Source organism: Pseudomonas sp. ADAK2 (assembly GCF_012935755.1).
In the GTDB taxonomy this organism is placed as follows: Bacteria; Pseudomonadota; Gammaproteobacteria; order Pseudomonadales; family Pseudomonadaceae; genus Aquipseudomonas.
Genome location: NZ_CP052862.1, coordinates 583,546 through 607,927, shown reverse-complemented (window position 1 = coordinate 607,927; position 24,382 = coordinate 583,546). Strand labels below are relative to the sequence as shown.

The 24,382-nt window shown below is 59.7% G+C and carries 20 protein-coding genes and 1 tRNA gene; 14 read left to right on the top strand and 7 right to left on the bottom strand.

Annotated features, from left to right (window positions below):
* Positions 1–52: 52 nt before the first annotated feature.
* Entirely contained in the window at positions 53–1,894 is a 1,842-nt protein-coding gene (locus tag HKK52_RS02735) for a DAHL domain-containing protein (RefSeq protein ID WP_169369240.1), read from the top strand.
* 67 nt (positions 1,895–1,961) lie between these two features.
* Here the strand turns inward: HKK52_RS02735 and HKK52_RS02730 are convergent, their stop codons facing one another.
* Complete coding sequence (locus HKK52_RS02730) at positions 1,962–3,212, bottom strand: MFS transporter (protein WP_429528846.1); 1,251 nt, start codon at positions 3,210–3,212, stop codon at positions 1,962–1,964.
* 99 nt (positions 3,213–3,311) lie between these two features.
* On the opposite strand from HKK52_RS02730, the gene HKK52_RS02725 reads away from it, so the two are divergent.
* Entirely contained in the window at positions 3,312–4,298 is a 987-nt protein-coding gene (locus tag HKK52_RS02725; RefSeq protein WP_169374162.1) for an AraC family transcriptional regulator, read from the top strand.
* Between the two features lie 96 nt (positions 4,299–4,394).
* Here HKK52_RS02725 and HKK52_RS02720 read toward each other — a convergent pair.
* From HKK52_RS02720 to HKK52_RS02700, 5 genes are all read right to left on the bottom strand, one after another.
* A tRNA-Gly gene (locus HKK52_RS02720) sits at positions 4,395–4,470 on the bottom strand.
* A 63-nt stretch (positions 4,471–4,533) separates the two neighbouring features.
* Positions 4,534–5,094: a CDP-diacylglycerol--glycerol-3-phosphate 3-phosphatidyltransferase gene (gene pgsA / locus HKK52_RS02715; RefSeq protein WP_169369238.1), complete on the bottom strand. Its 561-nt coding sequence runs from the start codon at positions 5,092–5,094 to the stop codon at positions 4,534–4,536.
* Between the two features lie 32 nt (positions 5,095–5,126).
* Complete coding sequence (gene uvrC, locus HKK52_RS02710; RefSeq protein ID WP_123596508.1) at positions 5,127–6,950, bottom strand: excinuclease ABC subunit UvrC; 1,824 nt, start codon at positions 6,948–6,950, stop codon at positions 5,127–5,129.
* A gap of 2 nt (positions 6,951–6,952) precedes the next feature.
* Entirely contained in the window at positions 6,953–7,594 is a 642-nt protein-coding gene (gene gacA, locus HKK52_RS02705) for a response regulator transcription factor GacA (protein ID WP_082356623.1), read from the bottom strand.
* A gap of 126 nt (positions 7,595–7,720) precedes the next feature.
* Positions 7,721–8,164: a GNAT family N-acetyltransferase gene (locus HKK52_RS02700; protein ID WP_169369236.1), complete on the bottom strand. Its 444-nt coding sequence runs from the start codon at positions 8,162–8,164 to the stop codon at positions 7,721–7,723.
* A gap of 161 nt (positions 8,165–8,325) precedes the next feature.
* On the opposite strand from HKK52_RS02700, the gene HKK52_RS32760 reads away from it, so the two are divergent.
* A complete protein-coding gene (locus HKK52_RS32760) occupies positions 8,326–8,454 on the top strand; it encodes a hypothetical protein (protein ID WP_272900294.1) in 129 nt (42 codons plus the stop codon).
* A 351-nt stretch (positions 8,455–8,805) separates the two neighbouring features.
* Positions 8,806–9,894 (top strand): 3-deoxy-7-phosphoheptulonate synthase, encoded by a 1,089-nt coding sequence (locus tag HKK52_RS02695; protein ID WP_169369235.1) that lies wholly within the window; start codon positions 8,806–8,808, stop codon positions 9,892–9,894.
* A 51-nt stretch (positions 9,895–9,945) separates the two neighbouring features.
* On the opposite strand, the gene HKK52_RS02690 is transcribed toward HKK52_RS02695, so the two are convergent.
* Positions 9,946–10,995, bottom strand: coding sequence for a hypothetical protein (locus HKK52_RS02690; protein WP_169369233.1), 1,050 nt, complete (start codon positions 10,993–10,995; stop codon positions 9,946–9,948).
* A 340-nt stretch (positions 10,996–11,335) separates the two neighbouring features.
* Between HKK52_RS02690 and HKK52_RS02685 the strand changes: the two genes are divergently transcribed.
* The 10 genes from HKK52_RS02685 (at position 11,336) to HKK52_RS02640 (ending at position 24,335) form a co-directional block, all read left to right on the top strand.
* Positions 11,336–12,217, top strand: a complete 882-nt coding sequence (locus HKK52_RS02685) for an esterase/lipase family protein (RefSeq protein WP_169369231.1) — start codon at positions 11,336–11,338, stop codon at positions 12,215–12,217.
* A 121-nt stretch (positions 12,218–12,338) separates the two neighbouring features.
* A complete protein-coding gene (locus tag HKK52_RS02680) occupies positions 12,339–12,620 on the top strand; it encodes a peptidylprolyl isomerase (RefSeq protein WP_008150918.1) in 282 nt (93 codons plus the stop codon).
* 136 nt (positions 12,621–12,756) lie between these two features.
* Positions 12,757–14,625: an extracellular solute-binding protein gene (locus HKK52_RS02675; protein WP_169369229.1), complete on the top strand. Its 1,869-nt coding sequence runs from the start codon at positions 12,757–12,759 to the stop codon at positions 14,623–14,625.
* Positions 14,625–15,686: a microcin C ABC transporter permease YejB gene (locus HKK52_RS02670; RefSeq protein WP_169369227.1), complete on the top strand. Its 1,062-nt coding sequence runs from the start codon at positions 14,625–14,627 to the stop codon at positions 15,684–15,686. Before HKK52_RS02675 ends, HKK52_RS02670 begins: the two co-directional genes overlap by 1 nt.
* Positions 15,686–16,708: an ABC transporter permease gene (locus HKK52_RS02665; RefSeq protein ID WP_169369225.1), complete on the top strand. Its 1,023-nt coding sequence runs from the start codon at positions 15,686–15,688 to the stop codon at positions 16,706–16,708. Before HKK52_RS02670 ends, HKK52_RS02665 begins: the two co-directional genes overlap by 1 nt.
* Positions 16,709–16,722: 14 nt before the next feature.
* Positions 16,723–18,297 (top strand): ABC transporter ATP-binding protein, encoded by a 1,575-nt coding sequence (locus HKK52_RS02660; RefSeq protein WP_169369223.1) that lies wholly within the window; start codon positions 16,723–16,725, stop codon positions 18,295–18,297.
* Positions 18,298–18,350: 53 nt separating this feature from the next.
* Positions 18,351–19,766: a sigma-54 interaction domain-containing protein gene (locus tag HKK52_RS02655; protein ID WP_169369221.1), complete on the top strand. Its 1,416-nt coding sequence runs from the start codon at positions 18,351–18,353 to the stop codon at positions 19,764–19,766.
* Positions 19,767–20,068: 302 nt separating this feature from the next.
* On the top strand, positions 20,069–21,460 hold the full coding sequence (locus tag HKK52_RS02650) for a GntP family permease (protein WP_169369219.1): 1,392 nt from the start codon (positions 20,069–20,071) through the stop codon (positions 21,458–21,460).
* A gap of 7 nt (positions 21,461–21,467) precedes the next feature.
* Positions 21,468–22,241, top strand: coding sequence for a 3-hydroxybutyrate dehydrogenase (gene hbdH, locus HKK52_RS02645; protein WP_169369217.1), 774 nt, complete (start codon positions 21,468–21,470; stop codon positions 22,239–22,241).
* A gap of 138 nt (positions 22,242–22,379) precedes the next feature.
* Positions 22,380–24,335 carry an acetoacetate--CoA ligase gene (locus HKK52_RS02640; RefSeq protein ID WP_169369215.1) on the top strand — a complete coding sequence of 652 codons (1,956 nt, stop codon included), beginning with the start codon at positions 22,380–22,382 and terminating at the stop codon, positions 24,333–24,335.
* Positions 24,336–24,382: the final 47 nt, after the last annotated feature.

Sequence of the window (24,382 nt, the reverse complement as noted above, 5' to 3'; positions counted from 1 at the left end):
AGATATTTGCATGATGCCTGTATTTTCAACTTTCAGGGAACGGAAGAACATTATGCAAATTCGCAGCGGTTATAAATGGGTCACTTTCTCGGCAATCGCCCTCACCACATTGGCGGCGTTATTATTCCTTTTGTACAAGTCGTACGCCTATGAAACGTCGACCTACTTCGAATCCCGCGATTTCGTTCGTCAATTAAAACAATTGGATGCCAATTGGGGGGTCAAGATCCTCAGGGCAAAAATCGGCATCAACAGCAGCTTGCTGCTGGGAGCGCCCGCCGAATCCGGTAACCGCTGGGATCAACTGGACAAACTGAACAATTCCGGCCCGCTGCCGGCCTTATGGAATGATCGCCGACAAGGCTATCTGAACGCGGTGCAAAACAAGACGCTACTGGTTGATCAATTTAAACAGCACAACACAGTACTGCGCGCCGCCCTTGATGCGTTGCCCGAAGTAGAAAACATCATTCAAGGCTCGCTGAAAGATATCAATGCCCAACAACCGCTGGAATACCTGACCCATTCCTCAAATATATTGAATCTTTCATTGAGCACCCTCGAATATGCCCTTTATGCCTCCAGCGATAAAGCCAAGGAAATTGACGACCAACTGAGCGTACTCAGCCAATACATGAGTCAGCTCCCTTCTGAACGCCTTCCGCCTTTCAATACTTTCGTCGCTCATGTGAACTCAATCATGCGCGAACAACCCATCGTCAATGACCTGCTTGACCGGATTAATGTAATTCCCGTCGCCCAGCAACTGGACAGCATCAATGAGTTGCTGAATGAAACCCAGCGCCGAACGGAAGCCCAGGACCGCCAATACCATATCTACCTGGCCGTCTGCGCCAGCATCCTGGCGTTGTTGTTGGTGTACCTGGCCGCGCGCTTGATTCGCAGTTATACCGTGATCAACAAAATCAACGGCGAGTTGCAAACGGCCAACGAGCGGCTTGAGCAGCGGGTCGAGGAGCGCACGCGAGAACTGATCGAAGCCGAGCGCGAATTGGTGGATGCCGCCCGCATGGCCGGCATGGCGGAAATCGCCACCAACGTGCTGCACAACGTTGGCAATGTGTTGAACAGCGTAAACGTCTCCGCCGATGTGATCGCACGCCGATTGTCGACCAGCAAGACTTTAGGCCTGGGTAAAGCCGTGAAAATGATGAACGATCATCCCGAGGACTTAGGACAGTTCATCACCCACGATGAAAAAGGCAAACTGCTGCCGCTTTACTTCAATCAACTGGTCGATTCCATTGCGGTCGAACAATCGGGGATTGTCGAAGAGCTGGAGCAACTGACCAAGAGCATCGATCACATCAAGGACATCGTGTCCACGCAGCAGGCCTACGCCGGCGCGGCGCGGGTGGTCGAGCCGCTGAACGTGATCAATCTGTTCGAAGATGCGCTGCGCATGAACTCCGGCGCCTTGAGCCGTCACCATGTCACGGTGATCAAGGACTACCAGGACGTCCCGACCATCATTGGCGACAAACATCGGCTGCTGTTGATCCTGATCAACCTGATCAGCAACGCCAAATACGCGATGTCCACCGTCACCGAGCAACAGCGGGAAATGACCTTGAGCGTCAGCGTTACCGATCATTCAACCTTGCGTTTCAGCGTCAAGGATCAGGGCGAAGGCATCGTCGCCGAGAACCTGTCGCGCATCTTCAATCACGGTTTCACCACGCGCAAGGAAGGTCACGGTTTCGGCCTGCACAGCTGTGCGCTCGCGGCGGTGGAGATGAATGGACACTTGAACGTCCAGAGCGATGGGCCGGCCCTGGGCGCCGTGTTCACCCTGGAGATTCCTTTGGAATTGGCCGACAGTCCGGGCAATGCACAACCGGCGGCGGGAGAAAGAGTAAGCCTGACGGATTGAGTCACTGCCGTCCTTGATCGAGTCGTTACTTCAGAACCTCCCGGTGCAGAGTACAAGCGATCACGCCTTAAAGATGCAGCACCGGACCGGCATCAGCGCCGTACGCTGGTGCTTCAACCTTGACCCGCATCCCAATCAACAACGCTGCGAGCAGCATCAGGATGCCTGCGGCGACAAATACGCCGGCGATGCCACTGAAACTGAACATGGCGCCCCCTGCTGCGGCACCTGCTGCGATTGCGGATTGCACCGAGGCCACCACCATTCCTCCCGCGCTTTCCGCCTGATCGGGCACCGCACGGGCCACCCAGTTTGACCACGCCACTGGCACGCCGCCGAAAGCCATGCCCCAGAGTGCCAACAACAACGCCTGACACGGCACAGAAGCGGGCAGCAACACCAAGGCTAACGCCGCAACGCCAACCAGCGCAGGCATCAGGACCATTGTCCCGCGCGGGCTACGTTCAAGTAGCCAGCCGGCCAGCAGCGTGCCAACGAAGTTAGCCGCGCCGAAACCCAGCAGCATCAGCGCCAGTCCTTCGGCCCCCACGCCGGTTGTGCTTTCCAGAAACGGTCGGATGTAGGTGAACAGCGCGAAGTGCCCGGTGTGCACCAGCACGCAGCCCAACATGCCCACGGCAATGCCCGGACGCAGCAGCACTTCAAGCACCGTTCTCAACCGCGCCGTTTTGCGCGGCGCCAGAGGCGGCAGCGTGAACAGTTGGAAAATCAGCGTCACCACCCCGACGGCGGCGGCCGCCACAAATGCACTGCGCCAGCCGTACAGCCCGCCCAAATAGCTGCCAAGCGGCACCGCCACCACAGTGCCCACGGCAATCCCGCTGAAAATAATCGACAGGGCCCGCGGCAGCAGCGCCGCCGGCACCAGGCGCATCGCCACGGCCGCCGCCATGCTCCAGAAGCCGCCCAGTGCGATGCCCAGCAGGATCCGCATGATCAGCAACACCACCAGGCTGGAAGAGAAAGCCACCAGAAGGTTGGAGGCAATCATCAGTGTGGAAAAGCACAGCAGTACCACACGCCGGTCGATCCCTCGCGTCAAGCCTGGCACCAGTAGTCCGGAAAACAGCGCCACCACCGCCGTCACGGTTACCGCCTGCCCTGCCAAGGCTTCCGACACCCCCAGTTCAACGGCCATCGGCGTCAGCAAGCTGGCCGGAAGGTATTCCGCCGTCAACAATCCAAACACGCCCATCGCCAGCGAAAATACGGCCATCCAGGCCGGTGTCTGTGCTTCTGCACAAGCCTCGTTGCCAAATCGCACATCGCCTGCAACCTCACACACCCCATTGTTCATCACTCACCACCTCTGGAAATTATCTCAACCAGAAGTCTATGGACGCAGAACCGGATGTTCTATGATGCAAACTCTTTAGTTTTTGACCGAAACCCCGAAATGACCTCTCTAGATCAGTTCGCCTTATCGTCCGATCTCATCAACGAACTGTTGCGCGGCATGCGCCTGCGGGGCGTCGAGTACCGTCGCATCCAGGCCGGTCCCGCTTTCGGACTGGGCTTTGCTGCCAAACCAGGACACGCCTACTTCCACTTCCTCGCCGTCGGCACTGCCGTTCTGCGTGCGGAGGATGGCGCGTTATACGAGTTGTCGGCTGGCAATGCCGTGTTCATCGCCCAGGGTGATTCCCATCAGCTTCTCTCAAGCCCGGACGTTCCTGCTCAAGACATCGGTAGCTTTGACGCGTCCCCTCTCGGCGACGCAGTCTGCGCGGTGAATGCTTCGCCCGGTGCCGATGGCAGCCCCAGCAGCATCATCTTCAGCGGCTGCATGGAGTTTGAACTTGGAAGCATGCAGGGTCTCGGCGGGTTGATGCCGGACCTGATGCTGATTGATGCCAGAGGGCAGCGTTACCCTGGACTGATGCCGATTCTCACCGCCATGGAGCGCGAAGTTCGCTCCGCACGCGTCGGCTTCGCAGGCATCCTCGCTCGCCTCGCCGATGTAGTGGCTGCAATGATCGTACGCGGCTGGGTTGAATGCGCCTGCGGCAACGCCTCTGGCCTGGTGGCCGCGTTACGCGATCCCCGGCTGGCCCGCGCGCTACTGGCCTTGCACCGAGAGCCGGCGCGTGACTGGACCGTGGCGGAACTGGCAGCGCAATGTAATACCTCTCGCTCGGTCTTCGCGGAACGCTTCCAGGCCACAATCGGCATCCCCCCGTTGCGCTATGCGACAGAACTGCGGATGCGCCTCGCCAGTCAATGGCTGAGCCTCGATCGACTGCCTATTGAGGCCGTGGCGCTGCGCCTGGGCTACACCTCGCAGGCGGCCTTCAGTCGCGCCTTCAAACGCATCACCGGCCAGCCACCAGGTGCAAGCCGGCAAGTGGCCCGTTCAAATGCCTCCGAAGATAGTTATGGATGAGAAGGCAACGTGGAGCGATGCCTCTATCTTCAATGCCGACCACAAAAAACGCGCGCAAAAAAAGCGCCACTCAATGAGTGGCGCTTTTTCTATATTTGGAGCGGGAAACGAGACTCGAACTCGCGACCCCGACCTTGGCAAGGTCGTGCTCTACCAACTGAGCTATTCCCGCGTCTTGGTGTGGCGCATTCTATAGAATCCAGAAGCCCCGTCAACCCTTTGATTCAAAAAAGTTTTATTTCTTTTCTACATCAGTCTTCAGATGCGGCCAGGCAGCCCGCAGATACTGGACCATGGACCACAATGTCAGGCCTGCAGACACCAGCAACAACGCATAACCGAACAGCACCCAGAACGTGAAGTCCGACGGGTTGGCCAGCAGGATCACCAGCGCCAGCATTTGCGCGGCGGTTTTCCATTTGCCCAGGTTCGACACCGCGACATGAGCGCGGGCGCCAAGTTCGGCCATCCACTCTCGCAGCGCCGAGACCACAATCTCGCGACCGATAATGACCGCAGCCGGCAACGTCAGCCACAGGTTGCCATGTTCTTGCACCAGCAACACCAGCGCGACGGCAACCATCAATTTGTCAGCCACCGGATCGAGGAAAGCCCCGAACGGTGTGCTTTGTTCCAGGCGGCGGGCCAGGTATCCGTCGAGCCAGTCAGTGGCAGCGGCGAACGCGAAGACCGAGCTGGAGGCCAGGTAACTCCATTGGTAAGGCAGGTAAAACAGCAAAATGAAGATTGGGATGAGCAGGACGCGTAGAACGGTAATCAGATTAGGGATATTCATCGGCACAACTGGCTACGAGGTGAGTTGGCATTCTACTCGCTGTGCAGATTTGCATAAATCGACTCTGCGAGCTTTTTACTGATCCCGGGTGCTTTGGCGATCTCTTCGATGCTGGCACGAGACAGCTCCTGCAATCCACCAAAATGTTTCAACAAATCGCGCCGACGTGTCGGTCCGACGCCTGCAACGCCCTCCAGCGTGGACGTGCGACGGGTTTTGCCCCGCCGCGCCCGGTGCCCGGTAATGGCGAAACGGTGGGCTTCGTCGCGAATTTGCTGGATCAAATGCAGCGCGGGGGAATCACCGCGCAACGTGAATTCGTGTGCGGCGTCATTCAGGTACAAAGTTTCAAAACCGGCCTTGCGTGTCGCCCCCTTGGCCACGCCCAACAGAATCAGGTCGGGCACTGCCAGTTCGTTGAGGACGTCACGCGCCATGGATAACTGGCCCTTGCCGCCGTCCACCAGCAAGATGTCCGGCAGCTTGCCCTCGCCGTCCTTCAGCTTACTGAAGCGTCGGGTCAGGGCCTGGTGCATCGCCGCATAGTCATCGCCCGGCGTTACGCCTTCGATGTTGTAACGGCGGTAGTCTGATTTGATCGGGCCTTCCGGACCGAACACCACGCAGGACGCCACGGTAGCTTCACCGCTGGAGTGACTGATGTCGTAGCACTCCAGGCGCTGCGGTGGCTCATCCAGGTTCAGGACCTCGGCCAGCGCATCGAAACGCGCCGCAACGTGCTGACGATTGGCCAGCCTTGCGCTCAGCGCCTGTTCGGCATTGGTGACCGCCAGTTGCTGCCAGCGCGCGCGCGTACCGCGAACCCGGTGACTGATCGACAATTCGCGACCGCGCAGCTCGTCGATGGCCGAGATCAGCACCGGGAAATCGTCGTGGACCACGTTGACGATCAACTCGCTCGGCAAATCCCGTTCGGGACTGCTGATGTAGTACTGGCCCAGAAACGCCGCCATGACTTCAGAAACGTCCTCTTCAATCCCCACTTGCGGGAAGAAGTTCTTGCTGCCCAGCACGCGGCCACCACGAACGCTGATCAAGTGAACACAGGCACCGCCCGGGTTGATGAACGCGGCGATCACATCGATATCACCGGTCCCGCCTTCCATGCTCTGCTGGTCCTGGACCCGACGCAGCAATGAAATCTGATCGCGCAATTCGGCGGCGCGCTCAAACTCAAGGTTGATTGCCGCCTCTTCCATTCCGGCAGACAGCTCGTCCGTCAGTGCGTTGCTGCGCCCCTCGAGGAACATCACCGAATGCCGCACATCCTCGGCATAGACCTGCGGCTCTACCAGACCGACACACGGCGCCTTGCAACGCTTGATCTGGTATTGCAGGCAAGGTCGCGTGCGGTTCTTGTAATAGCTGTCTTCGCACTGACGAACAAAAAAGGTCTTTTGCAGCAGGCTCAGGCTTTCCCGGATGGCGCCGGCACTGGGATAGGGGCCGAAATACTTGCCCTTTGCCTTTTTCGCGCCACGGTGGATGCTTAGCCGAGGGAACTGGCCATCCGAGAGGAAGACATAAGGATAGGATTTGTCGTCGCGCAGCAGGATGTTGTAGGGCGGACGCCATTCCTTGATCAGCGTCTGCTCAAGTAACAGGGCTTCGGTTTCGTTGGCCGTGATCGTGGTTTCGACCTGGGCGATACGACCCACCAACGCAGCGGTCTTGGGTGCAAGACCGGTTTTGCGAAAGTAACTCGCCAGGCGCTTCTTGAGATTCTTGGCCTTGCCGACGTAGAGCAGGCGCGCGTCGCTGTCGAACATGCGATAGACGCCGGGGCGTCCACTCACCGTCGACAGAAATGCACTCGGATCGAAGACTTCAGTCATTTTCAGAGATTGGCATCAACCATGCCATGACGAACCGCCAACAGTGTCAGCTCGACATCGCTGCTGATCGAAAGCTTCTCGAAGATGCGATAACGGTAGGTGTTCACGGTTTTCGGCGACAGGCAGAGTTTGTCGGAAATGATCTGGACCTTCTGGCAGCCGACAATCATCAAGGCGATCTGGATCTCGCGCTCCGACAACGCGTCGAAAGGCGAATCGTTGGTCGGCTGGAAGGACTTGATCGCCAGTTGCTGGGCGATCTGCGGGCTGATGTAGCGCTGCCCGGCAAACACCAGCCGAATGGCCTGGACCATTTCCGGCAAACCTGCGCCCTTGGTCAGATAACCCGCCGCCCCGGCCTGCAACAGCCGCGTAGGAAACGGATCCTCCTCGCACACTGTGACCGCGACGACTTTGATGTCCGGATGACTGCGCAGCAGTTTTCGCGTGGCCTCAAGACCGCCGATCCCGGGCATCTTGACGTCCATCAGAACCACATCGGGTTTCAACTCACGCGCCTTGAGCAGGGATTCCTCCCCTGACTCGGCCTGGCCGACTACTTGCAGGCCATCGATGTCAGCCAGCATTCGTGTAATGCCTGTACGAACGAGATCATGGTCATCGACTACTAGCACCCTAATCAAGCAGACACCTCGCGATATGGTCGTATTGGGTTGCCGACACCTTAGCAAAAAGCGACTGGCAGACCTAGCGGCAAGCGTCATATAAAAAGTTTCAATTCATCTTTCAAGGCTTGCCCTCTGCATGTTTCAGCGACGGGGGGCATCGACTTCGCGCTGCATTCTCAGGAAACACTCGTCCTCACCAACCACCTCCAGGCCCATTCGCCGATACAGCGCCTGCGCCGGATTATTTTTGAAGACGGTCAGGCGCAAGGCTGGCCGTCTTTCCGTCCGGGCCATCGCCAATACCTGATCGATCGCCCAGGAACCGCCACCCTGCCCCCGAAAGGCTTCGCACAAGTGCAGCTCACGGATGTACAAGGCTCTGGCATCACGACTGAGGCTGACATACCCCACCGGAACATCGTCTTGCACGATCAGCCAGTTTTCGCGCCCCGCCCAGGCCACATCGAAGGCCTCATCCAGCCACGGCAGTTCGTACTTAATGTAGTAAGGCAACATGTTTTGACAGGTCAGTTCCCGAGCAAAACCCAGATCCCGGGAGGTCGCCGGACGTAATTGGTAAATCATTCAAGCCCCGTGATGATGACCGTATGTAACGAAGCATCGAGTGTGTCACAACCCACTAGGCACTCAACCGATAGAAACCGCCGCCGGTGCCCGATAGCATTTTCTGATTGAATCCGCCTGCCGCCCTCTAGTAAGCTCGGCGCATTCATCGGAGACAAGCCATGTTCAACACCCTCTCACAGCTTCGTACCGTCAGCGCACCGCGCTCGGTGGCGGCTGCCCGGGCGAACGGTGTTTGTGCTCCGGTCAGCTTTTATTTTGGGTATTGGTTTAGCCACTGGCGCGCCTGATACCCACACGGCGCCCACTTTAAACGGGTCGCCACCAGAGAATTCTCAACCCCCGGTCGGCCTCCCGACCGGGGGTTTTGTTTTTTCAGCGCCCGGTATTCAGTTGCATACATTTTTAGCGACACACCAGACAACTTGAGGATTCACGACATGAACTACGCCACTTATTACCGTCACGACAGTTTTACCGCCTGGCGATTTACCAGCCTCCGCTCGGGACAGCCTGCCGCCTCCGATCGGTCACCCACAGGTGGCAAGCACACACACGCAGCCAATCCGGCCAATTGTCGAACACCCCAGTAGGGCCGAGCACGCGGGAACGAACCCGCTGCCAGCCCAGGAAGCCTGAACATGAACTCGTCCGTCTCTGCTTTGCCAGTGTCCACCTTGAGCCCGGCCAATGAAGCGCTGACCTTGCGCCTGCCCAGCTCATTGCAACTCAAACAGCAATTGCCACTCAGTAACGCCCTGACTCAGCAAGTCGCTACCCAGCGCCGTGCGGTTCGCGCGATCCTCAACGGTGAAGACTCCCGGCTGTTGGTCATCGTCGGCCCCTGCTCTATCCATGATCCCCAGTCAGCACTCGAATACGCCGGCAATCTTGCCCGCCTGGCCGCCGAGGTCAGCGATGAAATGCTCCTGGTGATGCGCGCCTACGTCGAAAAACCCCGCACCACCGTCGGCTGGAAAGGCCTGGCCTACGACCCGCGACTGGATGGCAGCGATGATATGGTCGGTGGCCTGACCCTGTCGCGGGAGCTGATGCGTGAAATGCTCGGCCTCGGCTTGCCAATTGCCACCGAATTGCTGCAACCGATGGCCGCCGGTTACTTCGACGACTTGCTCAGTTGGGTCGCCATCGGCGCGCGCACCACCGAATCGCAGATCCACCGGGAAATGGCGAGCGGCCTGAGCATGCCAGTAGGCTTCAAGAACGGCACCGATGGCGGCGTCACGGTCGCCAGTGACGCCATGCGCTCGGCGGCCCATCCCCATCGGCATTTCAGGGTCGATAGCCAGGGGCATCCTGCAATCATTCAAACCCCCGGCAATCCGGATACCCATCTGGTATTGCGTGGCGGACATCACGGCCCCAACTACGACCGTGATAGCGTTTCACGGATCAACCATGACCTGACCAGGCTGAAGATCCCCGCGCGAATCATGGTCGATTGCAGTCACGCTAACAGCGGCAAAGACCCGTTGCGTCAGCCGGCCGTGTTCAACGATGTGCTCGAACAGCGCCTGCAAGGTGATCGCTCGTTGATCGGAATGATGATTGAAAGTCATCTCTTCGAAGGCTGCCAACCGTTGAGCTCGTCCTTGCAGTACGGGGTTTCGGTAACAGACGGCTGCCTCGGCTGGACAGGCACGGAACAATTGCTGCGCCAGGCTGCCGACCGTCTGCGGACACCGTACCGCGCACAGCAACCAGCGTGACAGACAGCCTCCTTCCAGTCTTCGCTCGAAGACTGGAAGACCCGGCACTGCTTACCCTTGCACCTGCACCAGCACCAGCACCACTTCTGACAACTGGCTGACATCATCGAGTCGTTCGACCGAATAACCGACCCGAACTGTCGAGCCTTGATGCTCTCTCCAGAACCGGTAAGGCACGATGAACACCAGAGGTTCACCGGCCATCTCCCGGGAGATCTCACGCTCATCCCGGTGACTGAATTCAGTGCCGTCGCACTTGAGATACACCAGCTCACCTTCCTCGGTTCGAGCACCATCGATCACGATCGTGACACCATCGATCGAGTCCTGCAGATCCAGCCAGCCTTCATCGGCCTCCAGGACGATGGGGGCGAACAGCGGCGCTCGCTCCAGCGGTCCGATGGACAACTGCATTGGCTCCGAATAAAGCGGCGCCTGCCCATGCTGTTCAATGCAGTAACGCAGGGTTACCGACGATCCGAGGCCTGAGACAATGAACTCCGGACTCACCCAGAACGATAGTTCGTGCCCCACCGCGAAGGATTCGATATTCAACCTGTCGTTGAAGCTTGTTTCGGGTGTAGTACCTTCCCAGAACAGCACCACCCGATCGCCGGATGCCATCCGGGCGTAAGGTCGAATCGTTATGCGTGTGCCTTCACCCACCCGGACCGGGTCGAGCGTACCGCCCACGGCATCATTCACGAACAACGGCAACACTCCGGAAGGGGTATCACCAACATTCAACTGCAAACGTCGAGACTGCACGGGTTCCGGCAAACAACGACTGGTAAGCGTGTAGTAGACCTCCAGGTAACCGCCATCCAGCGCACCGATGTGGGGACTGGCGACGATAAAGACAACGTCCTTGCCTACCTGCCTCTGGCTGACAAAATGCGCGACCTCATGCCGATAGGCCAACCCTTCGGCGTCGAGCCCGGACCAGTGCAGTACCAGCCTGTCTCCGCTCGCCATACCTGGATAAGGCAAGATATTGACCACGGCTTTCTTGCTGGCCGGATCCAGAACGGCATTTTCAGCCTGTACCAGCTGTGGAGCCGACAACACTCGCTTCGCTGTATCTATTTCAAATGTGCTCATTCATTTACTCCAGTCCTTGGACATACGTACCGGCCCGCAGGTCGGCGTCGAACGAAGCCTATTTAAGCCCATCGCTGTGCGCGGCGATGTCAGGTAATTGCTTCAGATGACCGGGACAAATGCCGATCACTGGGTAGGCCACTGTTGAGAATCTCTCTTGACCGCTTAAAAAGATGTCGAAATGTTCCGACGTAGACTTCGTCCTGTTCCGAATTTTCATACTTTTCCTATACCGCTTTCCTTCAAGCACAGCGGATTTTTCAGACATCGCCTGGCGGCGGGAGTGTTTTAGAGTGGCGTCCGGGTCACCTCTACGAACTTCCGCGAAAAAGGTACGAACATGCAACGGAATGCAACAACTCAGCATCCAATCCTTCTGGTACACGGCCTCTTCGGTTTCGACCGCATCGGCAGGTTCGAACTGTTCCATGACGTCAAGCAGGCATTGAGAAGCTATGGCGCCAGGGTCTTCGTACCGCACCTGTCGGCTACCCATAGCAACGAAGTGCGCGGCGACCAGCTATTGGCACAGATTGAACGGGTCCTGGAAGGAACCGGCGCAAGCCAGGTCAATCTGATCGGCCACAGCCAGGGCGCACTCGCCGCACGTTACGCGGCCGCTGTCGCGCCGCAATGGGTAGCGTCAGTGACGTCCGTCAGCGGCCCGAATCATGGATCGGAATTGGCGGATTTTTTGCGCAAGGCCCTTACGCCCGGACGCTTGCCGGAGCATGTAGCCAGAAAAGTCGCGACCTCGTTCGCTGACTTCCTGTCGTTGTTGAGCGGCAACCAGCAGTTGCCACAAAACGCAATCGCCGCGCTTAACGCGCTGACCACCGAGGGCGTTGGCGCCTTCAACGACAAGTACCCTCAGGGGCTGCCGAAAACCTGGGGCGGCAAGGGTCGAGAGCTGGTCAATGGTGTGCGCTATTACTCCTGGAGCGGCACCCTGCAAGGGACCATCCTTGATGAAGGGCTCAGCGGTTTCGACCCGGCACACGCTTTTTGCCGGGCGTTTTCCGAGTATTTCATCACCGAGGCCGGGCAAAACGACGGGCTGGTCGGGCGATACAGTTCTCACCTGGGTAAAGTGATCCGCTCCGACTATCCAATGGATCACATGGACAGTCTCGGTCAGACAGCCGGACGGGGTCGCAAAGGTGTCAACCCGATCGAGTTGTATGTACAGCACGCCGAGCGCTTGAGACATGCTGGCCTGTAAACCCTTCACTTATATAAATGTCCCCATGCCCGACCGGTTTCAGATGGAACTTTGAGAAGAAATAGGCCACTGAATCCGGTAGGCTCAGCACTTTACTGAACATTGAATGGAGAATTTTCCCATGGCTAAAGCCACTGCCCGTCACATCCTTGTTGCCAGCGAAGCCAAGTGCAACGAACTCAAGGCCCAGATTGAAGGCGGCGCTGATTTCGCCGAAGTTGCCAAGGCTAACTCCACTTGCCCGTCCAGCCGCCAGGGCGGTGATCTGGGTTCGTTCGGTCCAGGCCAGATGGTCAAGGAATTCGACACCGTGGTTTTCAGCGCACCGATCAACGTGGTGCAAGGCCCGGTCAAAACCCAGTTCGGGTACCACCTGCTGGAAGTGACCAGCCGCCAGGACTGATCTGACGCCTGAGTTTTCTGCACAACGGCCCGCCTTTTGGTGGGCCGTTGTGTTTTGGTTACGTGTTTCGACTGGCGAGGGACGCGCCGCTAGCGTACAAATTGTGCTTATCGATCACCCGGCTCTAAGGCTGACAATGCGACTGGCTTTCCCCACTTTGATATTCACTGCCGTGGCCCTGCTGCTAAGTGGCGCTGGTGTGAATGCAGCACCGCAACACGCGTTGACCGTGTATGGCGAACCGGCGAAATATCCCGCGAGCTTCAGTCATTTCGCCTACACCAACCCGCAAGCCCCCAAGGGCGGCACGATGCGTCGCTCAGCCATGGAAATCGGTCATTTCGACCACATCCTGCCCTACATCGACAAGGGCATCGGCGTGAACCAGATCGATGGCCTGCTCTACTCCCCCCTGGCCCAGCGTTCGCTGGACGAGCCTTATACGGTTTATGGCCTGGTGGCGCAGAAGATGGAGCGCTCCGAGGACGGTCTGTCCCTGCGCTTCTATCTGAACCCCAAGGCGCGCTTCGCCGATGGCACTCCGATTACCGCCGAAGACGTGCGCTACACCTTCGATCTGCTGATGACCCAGGGCAGCCTGCGCTATCGCACTCAGTTTGCCGACGTCAAAGGCACTGAAGTCGAGTCGCCGCTGACCATTCGGTTCGACTTCAAAAGCAACGAGAACCGCACCCTGCCCCTGGACATCGCGACCCTGCCGGTATTCCCCGAGCATTGGTGGAAAACCCGCGACTTCGCCAGCGGCGGCGGTTACGAACCACCACTGGGCAGCGGCCCGTATCGGGTCGGCAAGGTCGACTCCGGACGCAGCATTACCTTCGAGCGCAACGCCGACTGGTGGGGCAAGGACCTGCCAGTCAGCCGCGGCCTCTATAATTTCGACCATTTCAGCATCGAGTACTTCGGCGATACCGACGTCGCTCGCCAGGTGCTGCGCGGCGGCGCCTACGACTACAACCGCGAGTTCTCCGCCACCGGTTATTCAATCGGCTACGAAAGTCCGGCCCTGAGCGACGGCCGCCTGCGCAAGGCCCACTTGGCCACTGACGCACCGCAAACAGCCCAGGGGTTCGTCTTCAATCTGCAAAATCCGATATTCCAGGACCGCCGTGTGCGCCAGGCCCTGGCCATGCTCTGGGATTTCGAGTGGAGCAACCGGCAGATGATGCGCGACTTGTACATCCGCCAGCAGAGCTTCTTTTCCAACACCGACCTGGCTGCGCGCAAGCTTCCCGATGCGGCGGAGCTGGCGATTCTCGAACCGTTGCGCGGGCAGATTCCCGATGAAGTGTTTACCCAGGTCTTCCAAGCGCCGAAGACCGATGGCAGCGGCGTGATCCGCGACAAACAATTGCAAGCCCTGGAGCTGCTCGAACAGGCCGGCTGGAAACCCGATGGCGATCAACTGGTGAATGCCCAGGGCGAGCCGCTGAGCTTCACCTTCCTCACCAGCCAGAACGGCATCGATCGGTTGCTGCTGCCTTATAAGCGCACGTTGAAACAGATCGGTATCGACCTCAACATTCGCCGCATCGACTCGTCCCAATACGTTAACCGCCTGATGTCCAGGGATTACGACATGGTCATCACCGGCTATCCGGTCACCACCTCCCCCGGCGGCGAACTGGTCAACTACTTTGGTTCGGCCTCGGCCAACGATCCCGGCGCCAACAATTACATGGCGCTGAAGAACCCGGCGGTCGATACGCTGATCAGCGGCCTGATCCGCGCCAACACCCAGGCCGACATGCTGCGCTACGCCCATGCCCTGGACCGGGTGCTGCAATGGAACTACTACTGGATTCCCAACTATTACCCGCCCGGCAGCTCCACCGTTTGGTGGAATCGCTTCGGCATTCCGAGCGTGCAGGCGAGCAATGACGAAGCCATCGAGAGTTGGTGGGAAGTGAGCTCCACGCCCTTGACCAACGAACAGATGACCGCCGAATTGATCAAGCGCGGCAAATCCGGAGGGCCGCGCTGATGTGGGCCTACATACTGCGGCGTTTGCTGCTGATCATTCCGACCCTGGTGATCATTCTTCTGGTCAACTTCGTGATCGTCCAGGCCGCGCCCGGTGGTCCGGTGGAACAGGCCATCGCGCACTTGCAAGGCATCGGCGGCGCCACGATCGGCGGTGGCTCCAGCGAGACGATGCACGGCAGTTCCCGGGCCAGTCGTGGCCTCGACCCGCAGTTGATCAAAGAGATCGAAAAACAATACGGCTTCGACAAGCCGGCGCCGGAACGCCTGTGGCTGATGCTCAAAAGCTACGCGAAACTGGACTTTGGCAAGAGCTTCTTCCGTGGCGCCACGGTGACCGACCTGATCCTGGAAAAAATGCCGGTGACCATTTCCCTCGGGCTCTGGGCCACACTGATCACCTATCTGGTGTCGATCCCGCTGGGGATTCGCAAAGCGGTGCATCACGGCAGCCACTTCGATATCTGGAGCAGCACCGCGATCATCATCGGCTATGCGATGCCGGCGTTCCTGTTTGCGATGTTCCTGATTGTGGTGTTTGCCGGTGGCACGTCGCTGAACTGGTTCCCGGTGCGCGGTCTGGTCTCGGACAACTTCGAGTCGCTGTCGACCGTGGGCAAGATCGCCGATTACTTCTGGCACCTGGTACTGCCGGTTACTGCGCTGGTGATCGGCGGCTTCGCCACGTTGACGATCCTGACCAAGAACTCCTTCCTCAATGAAATCACCCGCCAGTACGTGGTCACCGCCCGCGCCAAGGGCTTGAGCGAGCGTCGCGTGCTGTACGGCCATGTGTTCCGCAACGCGATGTTGCTGGTGGTGTCGGGGATTCCCCAGGCCTTCATCAGCGTGTTCTTCGCCGGCTCGTTGCTGATCGAGGTGATTTTCTCCCTCGATGGCCTCGGCCGCATGAGCTACGAAGCGGCCGTGTCACGGGACTATCCGGTGGTCTTCGGTTCGCTGTTCATCTTCACCCTGTTCGGCCTCTTGATAAAACTGGTCGGGGACCTCTGCTACACCCTGGTCGACCCGCGTATCGACTTCGCCGCGAGGAACGCCTGATGTTCAAGCTCTCGCCCCTGGGCCTTCGTCGCTTCGAACGCTTCAAGAAAAACCGCCGGGGCTGGTGGTCGCTGTGGTTGTTTATCGGGTTGTTCCTGCTGACCCTCGGCGGTGAACTGATCGCCAACGATAAGCCGCTGATCGTCAGCTTCCAGGGTTCGCTGTACTTCCCGGTGTTCAAGCGTCATACCGAGCAGGAATTCGGCGGGCAACTGCCGTTCCAGGCCGACTATCGCAGCGATTACGTGCAGAAGCTGATCAAGCAGGACGGCGGCTGGCTGCTGTTTCCGCCGATTCCGTTCAGCGACGACACGCCCAACTACGATTTGAACAAACCGGCGCCGAGCCCACCGTCGAAGGTCAACTGGCTGGGCACCGACGATCAGGCGCGGGACGTGCTGGCCCGGGTGATTTTCGGCGCCCGCGTGTCGATTCTGTTTGCCTTGATGCTGACGTTTGTCAGTGCGCTGATCGGCATTGCCGCCGGTGCGCTGCAAGGCTATTACGGCGGTTGGGTCGACTTGCTCGGCCAGCGCTTGCTGGAAGTCTGGTCGGGGTTGCCGGTGCTGTACCTGCTGATCATTCTGTCGGGGTTCGTCGAGCCTAATTTCTGGTGGTTGCTGGGGATCATGGCGCTGTTTTCCTGGTTGGCCCTGGTGGACGTGGTGCGCGCCGAGTTCCTGCGCGGGCGCAACCTGGAATACGTCAAGGCGGCTCGGGCGCTGGGCCTGACCGACCGCAAAGTGATCGTGCGGCACATCCTGCCCAACGCGATGAACGCGACCTTGAGTTACCTGCCGTTCATTTTGACCGGCGCAATCTCGACGCTCACGGCCCTGGACTTTCTCGGCTTCGGCATGCCGGCCGGCAGCGCCTCATTGGGTGAGCTGATCGGTCAGGGCAAGCAGAACCTGCAAGCACCGTGGCTGGGCCTGACGGCGTTTTTCACCCTGGCGCTGATTCTTTCTTTATTGGTGTTCATCGGCGAGGCATTGCGTGATGCCTTCGACCCTCGATCATGAAGCGGACATTAGATATGAGTGACAACCTGATCGAAATCCGTGACCTGAGCGTGGCGTTCAGTGGCCAGACGGTGGTGCGCAACCTGTGCCTGGATATCCGCCCCGGCGAGTGCCTGGCGCTGGTCGGTGAGTCGGGCTCCGGTAAATCGGTGACAGCCCATTCGATCCTGCAATTGCTGCCGGAAACCGGTACTCAAACCTCCGGCAGCATTCGTTATCGCGGCCAGGAACTGGTCGGTGCCGACGCCTCGGTCCTGCGCAAGTTGCGCGGCGACCGGATCGCGATGATCTTCCAGGAGCCGATGACCTCGCTGAACCCGCTGCACAGCATCGAAAAGCAGATTGGCGAAACACTGCTGGTGCACAAAGGCCTGGCCGGCAAAGCGGCGCAAGGGCGGATTCTCGAATTGCTGGAGCTGGTAGGCATCAAGCACCCCAGGGAACGACTCAAGGCCTATCCGCATCAACTGTCCGGCGGCCAGCGGCAACGGGTGATGATTGCCATGGCCCTGGCCTGTGAGCCAGAACTGCTGATCGCCGACGAACCGACCACCGCGCTGGATGTGACGGTGCAGCGCAAGATCCTGTTGCTGCTCAAATCACTGCAACGGCGGCTCGGCATGTCACTGCTGCTGATCAGCCATGACCTTAATCTGGTGCGCAGCATCGCCCAGCGCGTGTGCGTGATGAAGGCCGGGGAAATCGTCGAGCAGGCTCCTTGCGAGCAGCTGTTCACCGAACCGAAGCACCCTTACAGCTGCGTGCTGCTGAATGCCGAGCCGGAAGGCGAAGCCCTGCCCCGGGACGAACGCGAGAAAGTGCTGGAAGTGGACGACTTGCGGGTCAAGTTCGCCCTTGGCGGCGGTCTGTTCCAGCGCAAGACCTGGTTACACGCGGTGGATGGCATCAGCCTGAACGTCCAGCGTGGCAAGACCTTGGGTATCGTTGGCGAGTCCGGTTCGGGCAAGTCCACTTTGGGTCAGGCGATCCTGCGGTTGCTCGATTCCGAAGGCAGCATTCGCTTCCAGGGCGAGGCGCTCGACGGCCTTACGCAAAAGCAGCTGCGGCCGTGGCGCAAGAAGATGCAGGTGGTGTTCCAGGACCCGTTTGGCAGTCTGAGCCCACGGATGTCGGTGGCGCAGATCATCAGCGAAGGCCTGGAAGTGCATAGCCAGTTGACCGCCGAGCAATGCAAGGCCGAGGTGATTCGGGCCCTGGAAGAAGTCGGCCTCGACCCGCAAAGCCGTCACCGTTATCCCCATGAGTTTTCCGGCGGCCAACGGCAACGTATCGCCATCGCCCGGGCGCTGGTGCTCAAGCCGGCGCTGATCCTGCTGGACGAACCGACCTCAGCCCTGGACCGCACCGTGCAGAAACAAGTGGTCGCGCTGCTGCGCGACCTGCAGAAAAAGCACGGCCTGACCTATCTGTTCATCAGCCATGATCTGTCGGTGGTGCGCGCGCTGGCCCATGACATGATCGTGATCAAGGACGGCAAAGTGGTGGAAAGCGGTGCCAGCCATGATGTGTTCGAGTCGCCGCAGCATCCGTATACCAAGGAACTGTTGGCGGCGGCGCATCCGGGGTAAGCCGTGCCCGCGAAGAGGCCCTCACAGACAACCACACTCTGGACATGACAGACATGAACACCACCGAAAGCCTCAAGGACTACCAGCGCGTGCGCCTGCTGGCGATCCGCTCTTTGTTCGAGATCATCGAGCAATCGAGCGAAGGCACGGTGATTGTCGACCGCGACGCCAATATCGTCTGGATGAATGAACGCTACGCCCGGCGTTTCGGCCTGGAATCGGCGGAGGTCGCGATCGGCAAGGCCTGTGAAAGCGTGATCCCCGGCAGTCTGCTGCGTGACGTGGTGCGCACCGGCCGGCCGATCCTGTTGGACATGCAGGACACGCCCAAGGAACCACTGGTGGTAATGCGCCTGCCGATTCACGACGATGCCGGCGCGGTGATCGGCGCCATCGGCTTCGCGCTGTTCGACGAATTGCGCAGCCTGTCGCCGATGCTCAAGCGCTACCTGAGCATGCAGGAAGAACTGGCCTCCACCCGCTCGCTGCTGCGGGCGCGGCAAACCAAGTACAACTTCGCCCATTTCATCGGCACCAGCGCCGCCAGCCTGGAAGTCAAACGCCGCGCCCGGCGCAGTGCCAGTGCTGAATCCCCGGTGTTGCTGCTCGGCGAAACCGGCACCGGCAAGGAGTTGCTGGCCCAGGCGATCCACGGTGCTTCGCCCCGAGCGCATAAGGCGTTTGTCAGCATTAACAGTGCGGCGATTCCCGAGGCATTGCTCGAAGCCGAGTTCTTCGGCACCGCCCCCGGCGCGTTTACCGGCGCTGATCGCAAGGGACGCGTGGGCAAGTTGCAGATCGCCCAGGGTGGCACCTTGTTTCTCGATGAGATCGGTGACATGCCCTTGCCCCTGCAAAGCAAGTTGCTGCGGGTGTTGCAGGAGAAAGAGTTCGAACCGGTAGGTTCCAACGAAGTGATCCAGAGCGATGTGCGAGTCATTGCCGCCACCTCGACGGATCTGGAAGCGGCGATCAAACGCGGCGAGTTTCGCGCCGACCTGTATTACCGCCTCAACGTGCTGCCGATCCAGGTGCCGCCGTTGCGTGACCGCCTCGACGACATACCGGCCCTCAGCGAAGCGATCCTGGAAGAACTGCGCAGTCAGCATGAGTTGAACCGTGAAGCACTGGAGCTGCTGGGCCAACACGCCTGGCCGGGGAATATCCGCGAACTGCGTAATGTGCTGGAACGCGCGGCGTTGCTCAGTGATGACTTGATGTTGAATGTGGCGGATATCCGCGCGGCGATTGGGACATTTACCCCGGTGACGCGGGTGGCGGCGCAGGCGATTGAAGCCGTCGGCCATGAGACGTTCAGTGAGGCTCGGGAGCGATTTGATCGGCAGTTGATTGAATCGGCACTCGCACAATGTGGCGGCAAGGTGATTGAAGCGGCGGCGCGGTTGGGGCTTGGGCGGTCGACGCTGTACAAGAAGATGGTGGCGTTAGGGATTGCCGAGTCTCAATAACGAGACATGGATCTCTATTGGTAGATGCGGCCTCTTCGCGGGCAAGCCTCGCTCCTACAGGTGCGAAGTGTACGCGTCACCCCCGAGCGCCACCTCCCCATGTAGGAGCGAGGCTTGCCCGCGAAGGCGCCCGCCAGATCCCCCCCTATCTCAAAACAGAGACATAAAGTCCGAAGCACCGCCAAAAAGAAACGATATCTCTTTATATTTCAACACCTTAGCTATCTGGCACGATTCCCGCTAAAGCCCTCTCCCACAAAAGATCCACCTTACAAAAATAACAATTCAGGAGAGACACACCCATGAGTGTGATCATTGCCTTGGCAGCCCTCGCGCTGCTGATGCTGGCTGCTTACCGTGGCTACAGCGTTATCCTCTTTGCCCCGATTGCCGCCCTCGGCGCTGTACTGCTCACCGACCCTTCCGCCGTCGCCCCTGCCTTCACCGGGGTGTTCATGGAGAAAATGGTCGGCTTCATCAAACTGTATTTCCCGGTGTTCCTGCTCGGTGCGGTGTTCGGCAAGCTGATTGAGCTGTCGGGCTTCTCGCGTTCTATCGTTGCGGCGGCCATTCGTTTGCTTGGCACTCGCCAGGCGATGCTGGTGATCGTGCTGGTCTGCGCCTTGCTGACCTACGGCGGCGTGTCGCTGTTTGTGGTGGTGTTCGCGGTGTATCCGTTTGCCGCCGAGATGTTCCGCCAGAGCAATATCCCCAAACGGCTGATCCCGGCGACCATCGCCCTCGGTGCGTTTTCCTTCACCATGGACGCCCTGCCCGGCACCCCGCAAATCCAGAACATCATCCCCAGCACCTTCTTCAACACCACCGCCTGGGCGGCGCCGTGGCTGGGCCTGATCGGCACGATCTTCGTGTTCTGCGCCGGCATGCTGTTCCTGCAGCGTCAACGCAACAAGGCTCAGCGCGCCGGCGAAGGTTATGGCACCGAGCTGCGCAACGAGCCGGAAACCGCTGCCGACATCAAGCTGCCGAATCCGTGGATTGCCCTGTCGCCGCTGCTGGCGGTGGGCATCATGAACCTGCTGTTCACCCAGTGGATCCCGCAGTGGTACGGCAAGACCCACAGCCTCTCGCTGCCGGGCATGACCACGCCGGTGACCACCGAAATCGCCAAGCTCACGGCGATCTGGGCGGTTCAAGCGGCGTTGCTGGTCGGGATCATCATGGTGCTGGTGTTCGGCTTCCAGGCGATCCGCAGCAAACTGGCCGAAGGCAGTAAAAGTGCGGTTAGCGGCGCATTGCTGGCAGCGATGAACACCGCGTCGGAATACGGTTTCGGCGCGGTGATCGCCTCCTTGCCAGGCTTCCTGGTGCTGGCCGACTGGCTGAAAAGCATTCCCAACCCGCTGGTCAACGAAGCGATTACCGTGACCCTGCTGGCCGGCATCACCGGTTCCGCATCGGGCGGTATGAGCATTGCCCTGGCGGCGATGGCCAACGACTTCATCGCCGCAGCCCATGCCGCGAACATACCGCTGGAAGTGCTGCACCGAGTGGCGGCGATGGCCAGTGGCGGCATGGACACCCTGCCGCACAACGGCGCGGTGATTACCCTGCTCGCGGTCACCGGCCTGACGCACCGCGAAGCCTACAAAGACATTTTCTGTATTACGATCATCAAGACCCTGGCGGTCTTCGTGGTAATCGGCACTTTCTACGCCACTGGCATTGTGTGAGGTATTCATGACGACTCTTACAGGCAAGACCGCACTGGTCACCGGTTCCACCAGCGGCATCGGCCTGGGCATCGCCCTCAGCCTGGCCAAGGCCGGTGCCAACGTGGTGCTCAACGGGTTCGGCGACGCCTCGAAGGTGATTGCCGAGGTTGAGCAATTTGGCGGCAAGGTCGGGCATCATCCGGCAGACGTCAGTAAACCCGAGCAAATCGCCGAGATGATTGCCTACGCCGAGCGCGAATTCGGTGGCGTGGATATTCTGGTGAACAACGCCGGGATCCAGCATGTGGCGGCGGTGGAAGACTTTCCGCTGGAGCGTTGGGATTCGATCATTGCGATCAACCTGTCTTCGGTGTTCCACGGCACGCGCCTGTGCCTGCCGCGTATGCGGGCGAAGAATTGGGGGCGGATCATCAACATCGCCTCGGTTCATGGCCAGGTGGGTTCGGTAGGCAAAGCCGCTTATGTGGCGGCCAAGCATGGAGTGATCGGCTTGACCAAGGTGGTCGGCCTGGAAACCGCGACCACCCAGGTCACGTGCAACGCCATTTGCCCGGGCTGGGTACTGACGCCTTTGGTGCAAAAGCAGATCGATGACCGCGCCGCCACCGGCATCGACCCGCAGCAGGCGCAGCATGATTTGCTGGCCGAGAAGCAGCCGTCCCTGGAATTCGTGACCCCACCGCAACTGGGTGAACTGGTGCTGTTCTTGTGCAGCGAGGCCGGCAGCCAGGTGCGGGGCGCGGCGTGGAATATTGATGGTGGGTGGTTGGCGCAGTAACCCGCCACCCGGATCGTTCCCACGCTCTGCGTGGGAATGCCTCAATGGACGTTCTGCGTCCGCTTTGGGGACGCGGAGCGTCCCGGGCTGCATGCCCACGCGGAGCGTGGGAACGATCTGACTGAAGAGAGGCAAACCATGTCCGACATCCTCTGGCAACCCAGCGCCCAGCGCATCGGCAAGACCCGCATGGAAGCCTTTCGGCGCTTCATCAATCAGCGCCATCACCTCAAGATCGATGACTACCCTGCCCTGCACCAATGGTCCATCGATCAGCGGGAGGCGTTCTGGCAGGCGATTGTCGACTGCTTCGATATCCGCTTCCACGATCAACCCGACGAGGTGCTGCGCGAAGGCCCGCACATGCCCAGCGCCGAGTGGTTCCCCGGCGCAACCCTGAACTTTGCCGAGCACTTGCTGCGTCGGCGCGACGATGCGGTGGCGGTGGTCGCGGTCGCTGAAAACGGTCAGCGCGAACAGCTGACCTGGGCCGAACTGGCCAGCCATGTCGCTGGTTTCCAGAACAGCCTGCAAGCCGCCGGTGTTGGCCTCGGCGATCGGGTGGCGGCGTGCATGCCCAACACTTGGCAAACCCTGGTGGCGATGCTTGCCACCACCAGTCTCGGGGCGATCTGGTCCTGTTCGTCGCCGGATTTCGGCACCCAAGGGGTGATCGACCGTTTCGGCCAGATCGAGCCGAAAGTGCTGATCACCTGCGCCGGTTATCGCTATGCCGGCAAGGACATCGACCAACGCGCCAAGGTCAACGAAATCCTCGAACGATTGCCCACCTTGGAGCAGTTGATCGTCGTGCCTTACGCCCGGCCACAGACGCACATCGACGAATTCCACACCCAGGCCAACGTCACGCTCTGGGACGATTTTTACGACATCGGCGGCGAACCGGATTTTGTCCCGGTGCCATTCGCCCATCCGCTGTACATCCTCTATTCCAGCGGCACCACCGGCGTGCCCAAATGCATCATCCACAGCACCGGCGGTGTGTTGTTGCAGCACGCCAAGGAACACGGTCTGCATGGCGATCTCGGTGCCGGCAGCCGTTTGTTCTACTACACCACCTGCGGCTGGATGATGTGGAACTGGTTGGTGTCAGCCCTGGCCGTCGGCAGCGCCGTGGTGTTGTACGACGGCTCGCCGTTTCACCCTGGCCCGGAACGCTTGATCGACCTGATCGACGACGAGCGCATCAACGTGTTCGGCACCAGCCCCAAGTTCCTCGCGACCCTGGAAAGCAGCGGCCTGAAACCTCGACAGAGCCATGACCTTGGCAGCCTGCAAACCTTGCTCTGCACCGGCTCGGCGCTGTCACCGCAAAGCTACGACTTCGTCTATCGCGATGTGAAAGCAGACGTGTGCCTGGCTTCGATGTCCGGTGGCACCGATATCGTCTCGTGCTTCGTCAATGGCAATCCGCTGTCACCGGTCCGCCGGGGCGAGATCATGGGCAAGAGCCTGGGCATGGCGGTCGAGGTGTGGAATGACGAAGGCCGACCGGTGATCGGCGAAAAAGGCGAGCTGGTGTGTACCCGACACTTCCCGGCGATGCCCGTCGGGCTGTGGCATGACCCGGACGGAGAAAAGCTGCGCAAATCCTATTTCAGCCTGTTCCCCGGCGTCTGGGCCCAGGGCGACTACGCCGAACAACTGCACCACGGCGCGATGATGATACACGGCCGCTCCGACGCCGTGCTCAACCCCGGCGGCGTGCGCATCGGCACCGCAGAGATTTACCGTCAGGTGGAAAAAGTGCCACAGGTGCTGGACAGCGTGGCGATTGGTCAACAATGGCAGGATGACGTGCGGGTGGTGCTGTTTGTGCGCCTCAAGGATGGCGTCACTCTGGATGAAACCCTGCAACAGCAGATACGCCAGGTCATCCGCGCCAACACTACGCCGCGGCATGTGCCAGCGAAGATCCTGAGCGTGACGGAAATTCCGCGCACGATCAGCGGCAAGGTGGTGGAGTTGGCGGTGAGGAATGTGGTGCATGGGCAGGCGGTGAAAAACACCGATGCCCTGGCCAACCCCGAAGCGCTTGAGCAGTTCCGAGATCGACCAGAGTTGAAAGATTGAGCTCGTCAGAATGGGCAATGACCGCCGATGCCGCAGGACGATCTGCG

Excerpts from the sequence above, each read along its gene's own strand:
- HKK52_RS02735 (WP_169369240.1), top strand. The coding sequence starts at position 53 with ATGCAAATTCGCAGCGGTTATAAATGGGTCACTTTCTCGGCAATCGCC.
- HKK52_RS02730 (WP_429528846.1), bottom strand. The coding sequence starts at position 3,212 with ATGAACAATGGGGTGTGTGAGGTTGCAGGCGATGTGCGATTTGGCAAC.
- HKK52_RS02725 (WP_169374162.1), top strand. The coding sequence starts at position 3,312 with ATGACCTCTCTAGATCAGTTCGCCTTATCGTCCGATCTCATCAACGAA.
- pgsA (WP_169369238.1), bottom strand. The coding sequence starts at position 5,094 with ATGAATATCCCTAATCTGATTACCGTTCTACGCGTCCTGCTCATCCCA.
- uvrC (WP_123596508.1), bottom strand. The coding sequence starts at position 6,950 with ATGACTGAAGTCTTCGATCCGAGTGCATTTCTGTCGACGGTGAGTGGA.
- HKK52_RS02700 (WP_169369236.1), bottom strand. The coding sequence starts at position 8,164 with ATGATTTACCAATTACGTCCGGCGACCTCCCGGGATCTGGGTTTTGCT.
- HKK52_RS32760 (WP_272900294.1), top strand. The coding sequence starts at position 8,326 with ATGTTCAACACCCTCTCACAGCTTCGTACCGTCAGCGCACCGCGCTCG.
- HKK52_RS02695 (WP_169369235.1), top strand. The coding sequence starts at position 8,806 with ATGAACTCGTCCGTCTCTGCTTTGCCAGTGTCCACCTTGAGCCCGGCC.
- HKK52_RS02690 (WP_169369233.1), bottom strand. The coding sequence starts at position 10,995 with ATGAGCACATTTGAAATAGATACAGCGAAGCGAGTGTTGTCGGCTCCA.
- HKK52_RS02685 (WP_169369231.1), top strand. The coding sequence starts at position 11,336 with ATGCAACGGAATGCAACAACTCAGCATCCAATCCTTCTGGTACACGGC.
- HKK52_RS02680 (WP_008150918.1), top strand. The coding sequence starts at position 12,339 with ATGGCTAAAGCCACTGCCCGTCACATCCTTGTTGCCAGCGAAGCCAAG.
- HKK52_RS02675 (WP_169369229.1), top strand. The coding sequence starts at position 12,757 with ATGCGACTGGCTTTCCCCACTTTGATATTCACTGCCGTGGCCCTGCTG.
- HKK52_RS02670 (WP_169369227.1), top strand. The coding sequence starts at position 14,625 with ATGTGGGCCTACATACTGCGGCGTTTGCTGCTGATCATTCCGACCCTG.
- HKK52_RS02665 (WP_169369225.1), top strand. The coding sequence starts at position 15,686 with ATGTTCAAGCTCTCGCCCCTGGGCCTTCGTCGCTTCGAACGCTTCAAG.
- HKK52_RS02660 (WP_169369223.1), top strand. The coding sequence starts at position 16,723 with ATGAGTGACAACCTGATCGAAATCCGTGACCTGAGCGTGGCGTTCAGT.
- HKK52_RS02655 (WP_169369221.1), top strand. The coding sequence starts at position 18,351 with ATGAACACCACCGAAAGCCTCAAGGACTACCAGCGCGTGCGCCTGCTG.
- HKK52_RS02650 (WP_169369219.1), top strand. The coding sequence starts at position 20,069 with ATGAGTGTGATCATTGCCTTGGCAGCCCTCGCGCTGCTGATGCTGGCT.
- hbdH (WP_169369217.1), top strand. The coding sequence starts at position 21,468 with ATGACGACTCTTACAGGCAAGACCGCACTGGTCACCGGTTCCACCAGC.
- HKK52_RS02640 (WP_169369215.1), top strand. The coding sequence starts at position 22,380 with ATGTCCGACATCCTCTGGCAACCCAGCGCCCAGCGCATCGGCAAGACC.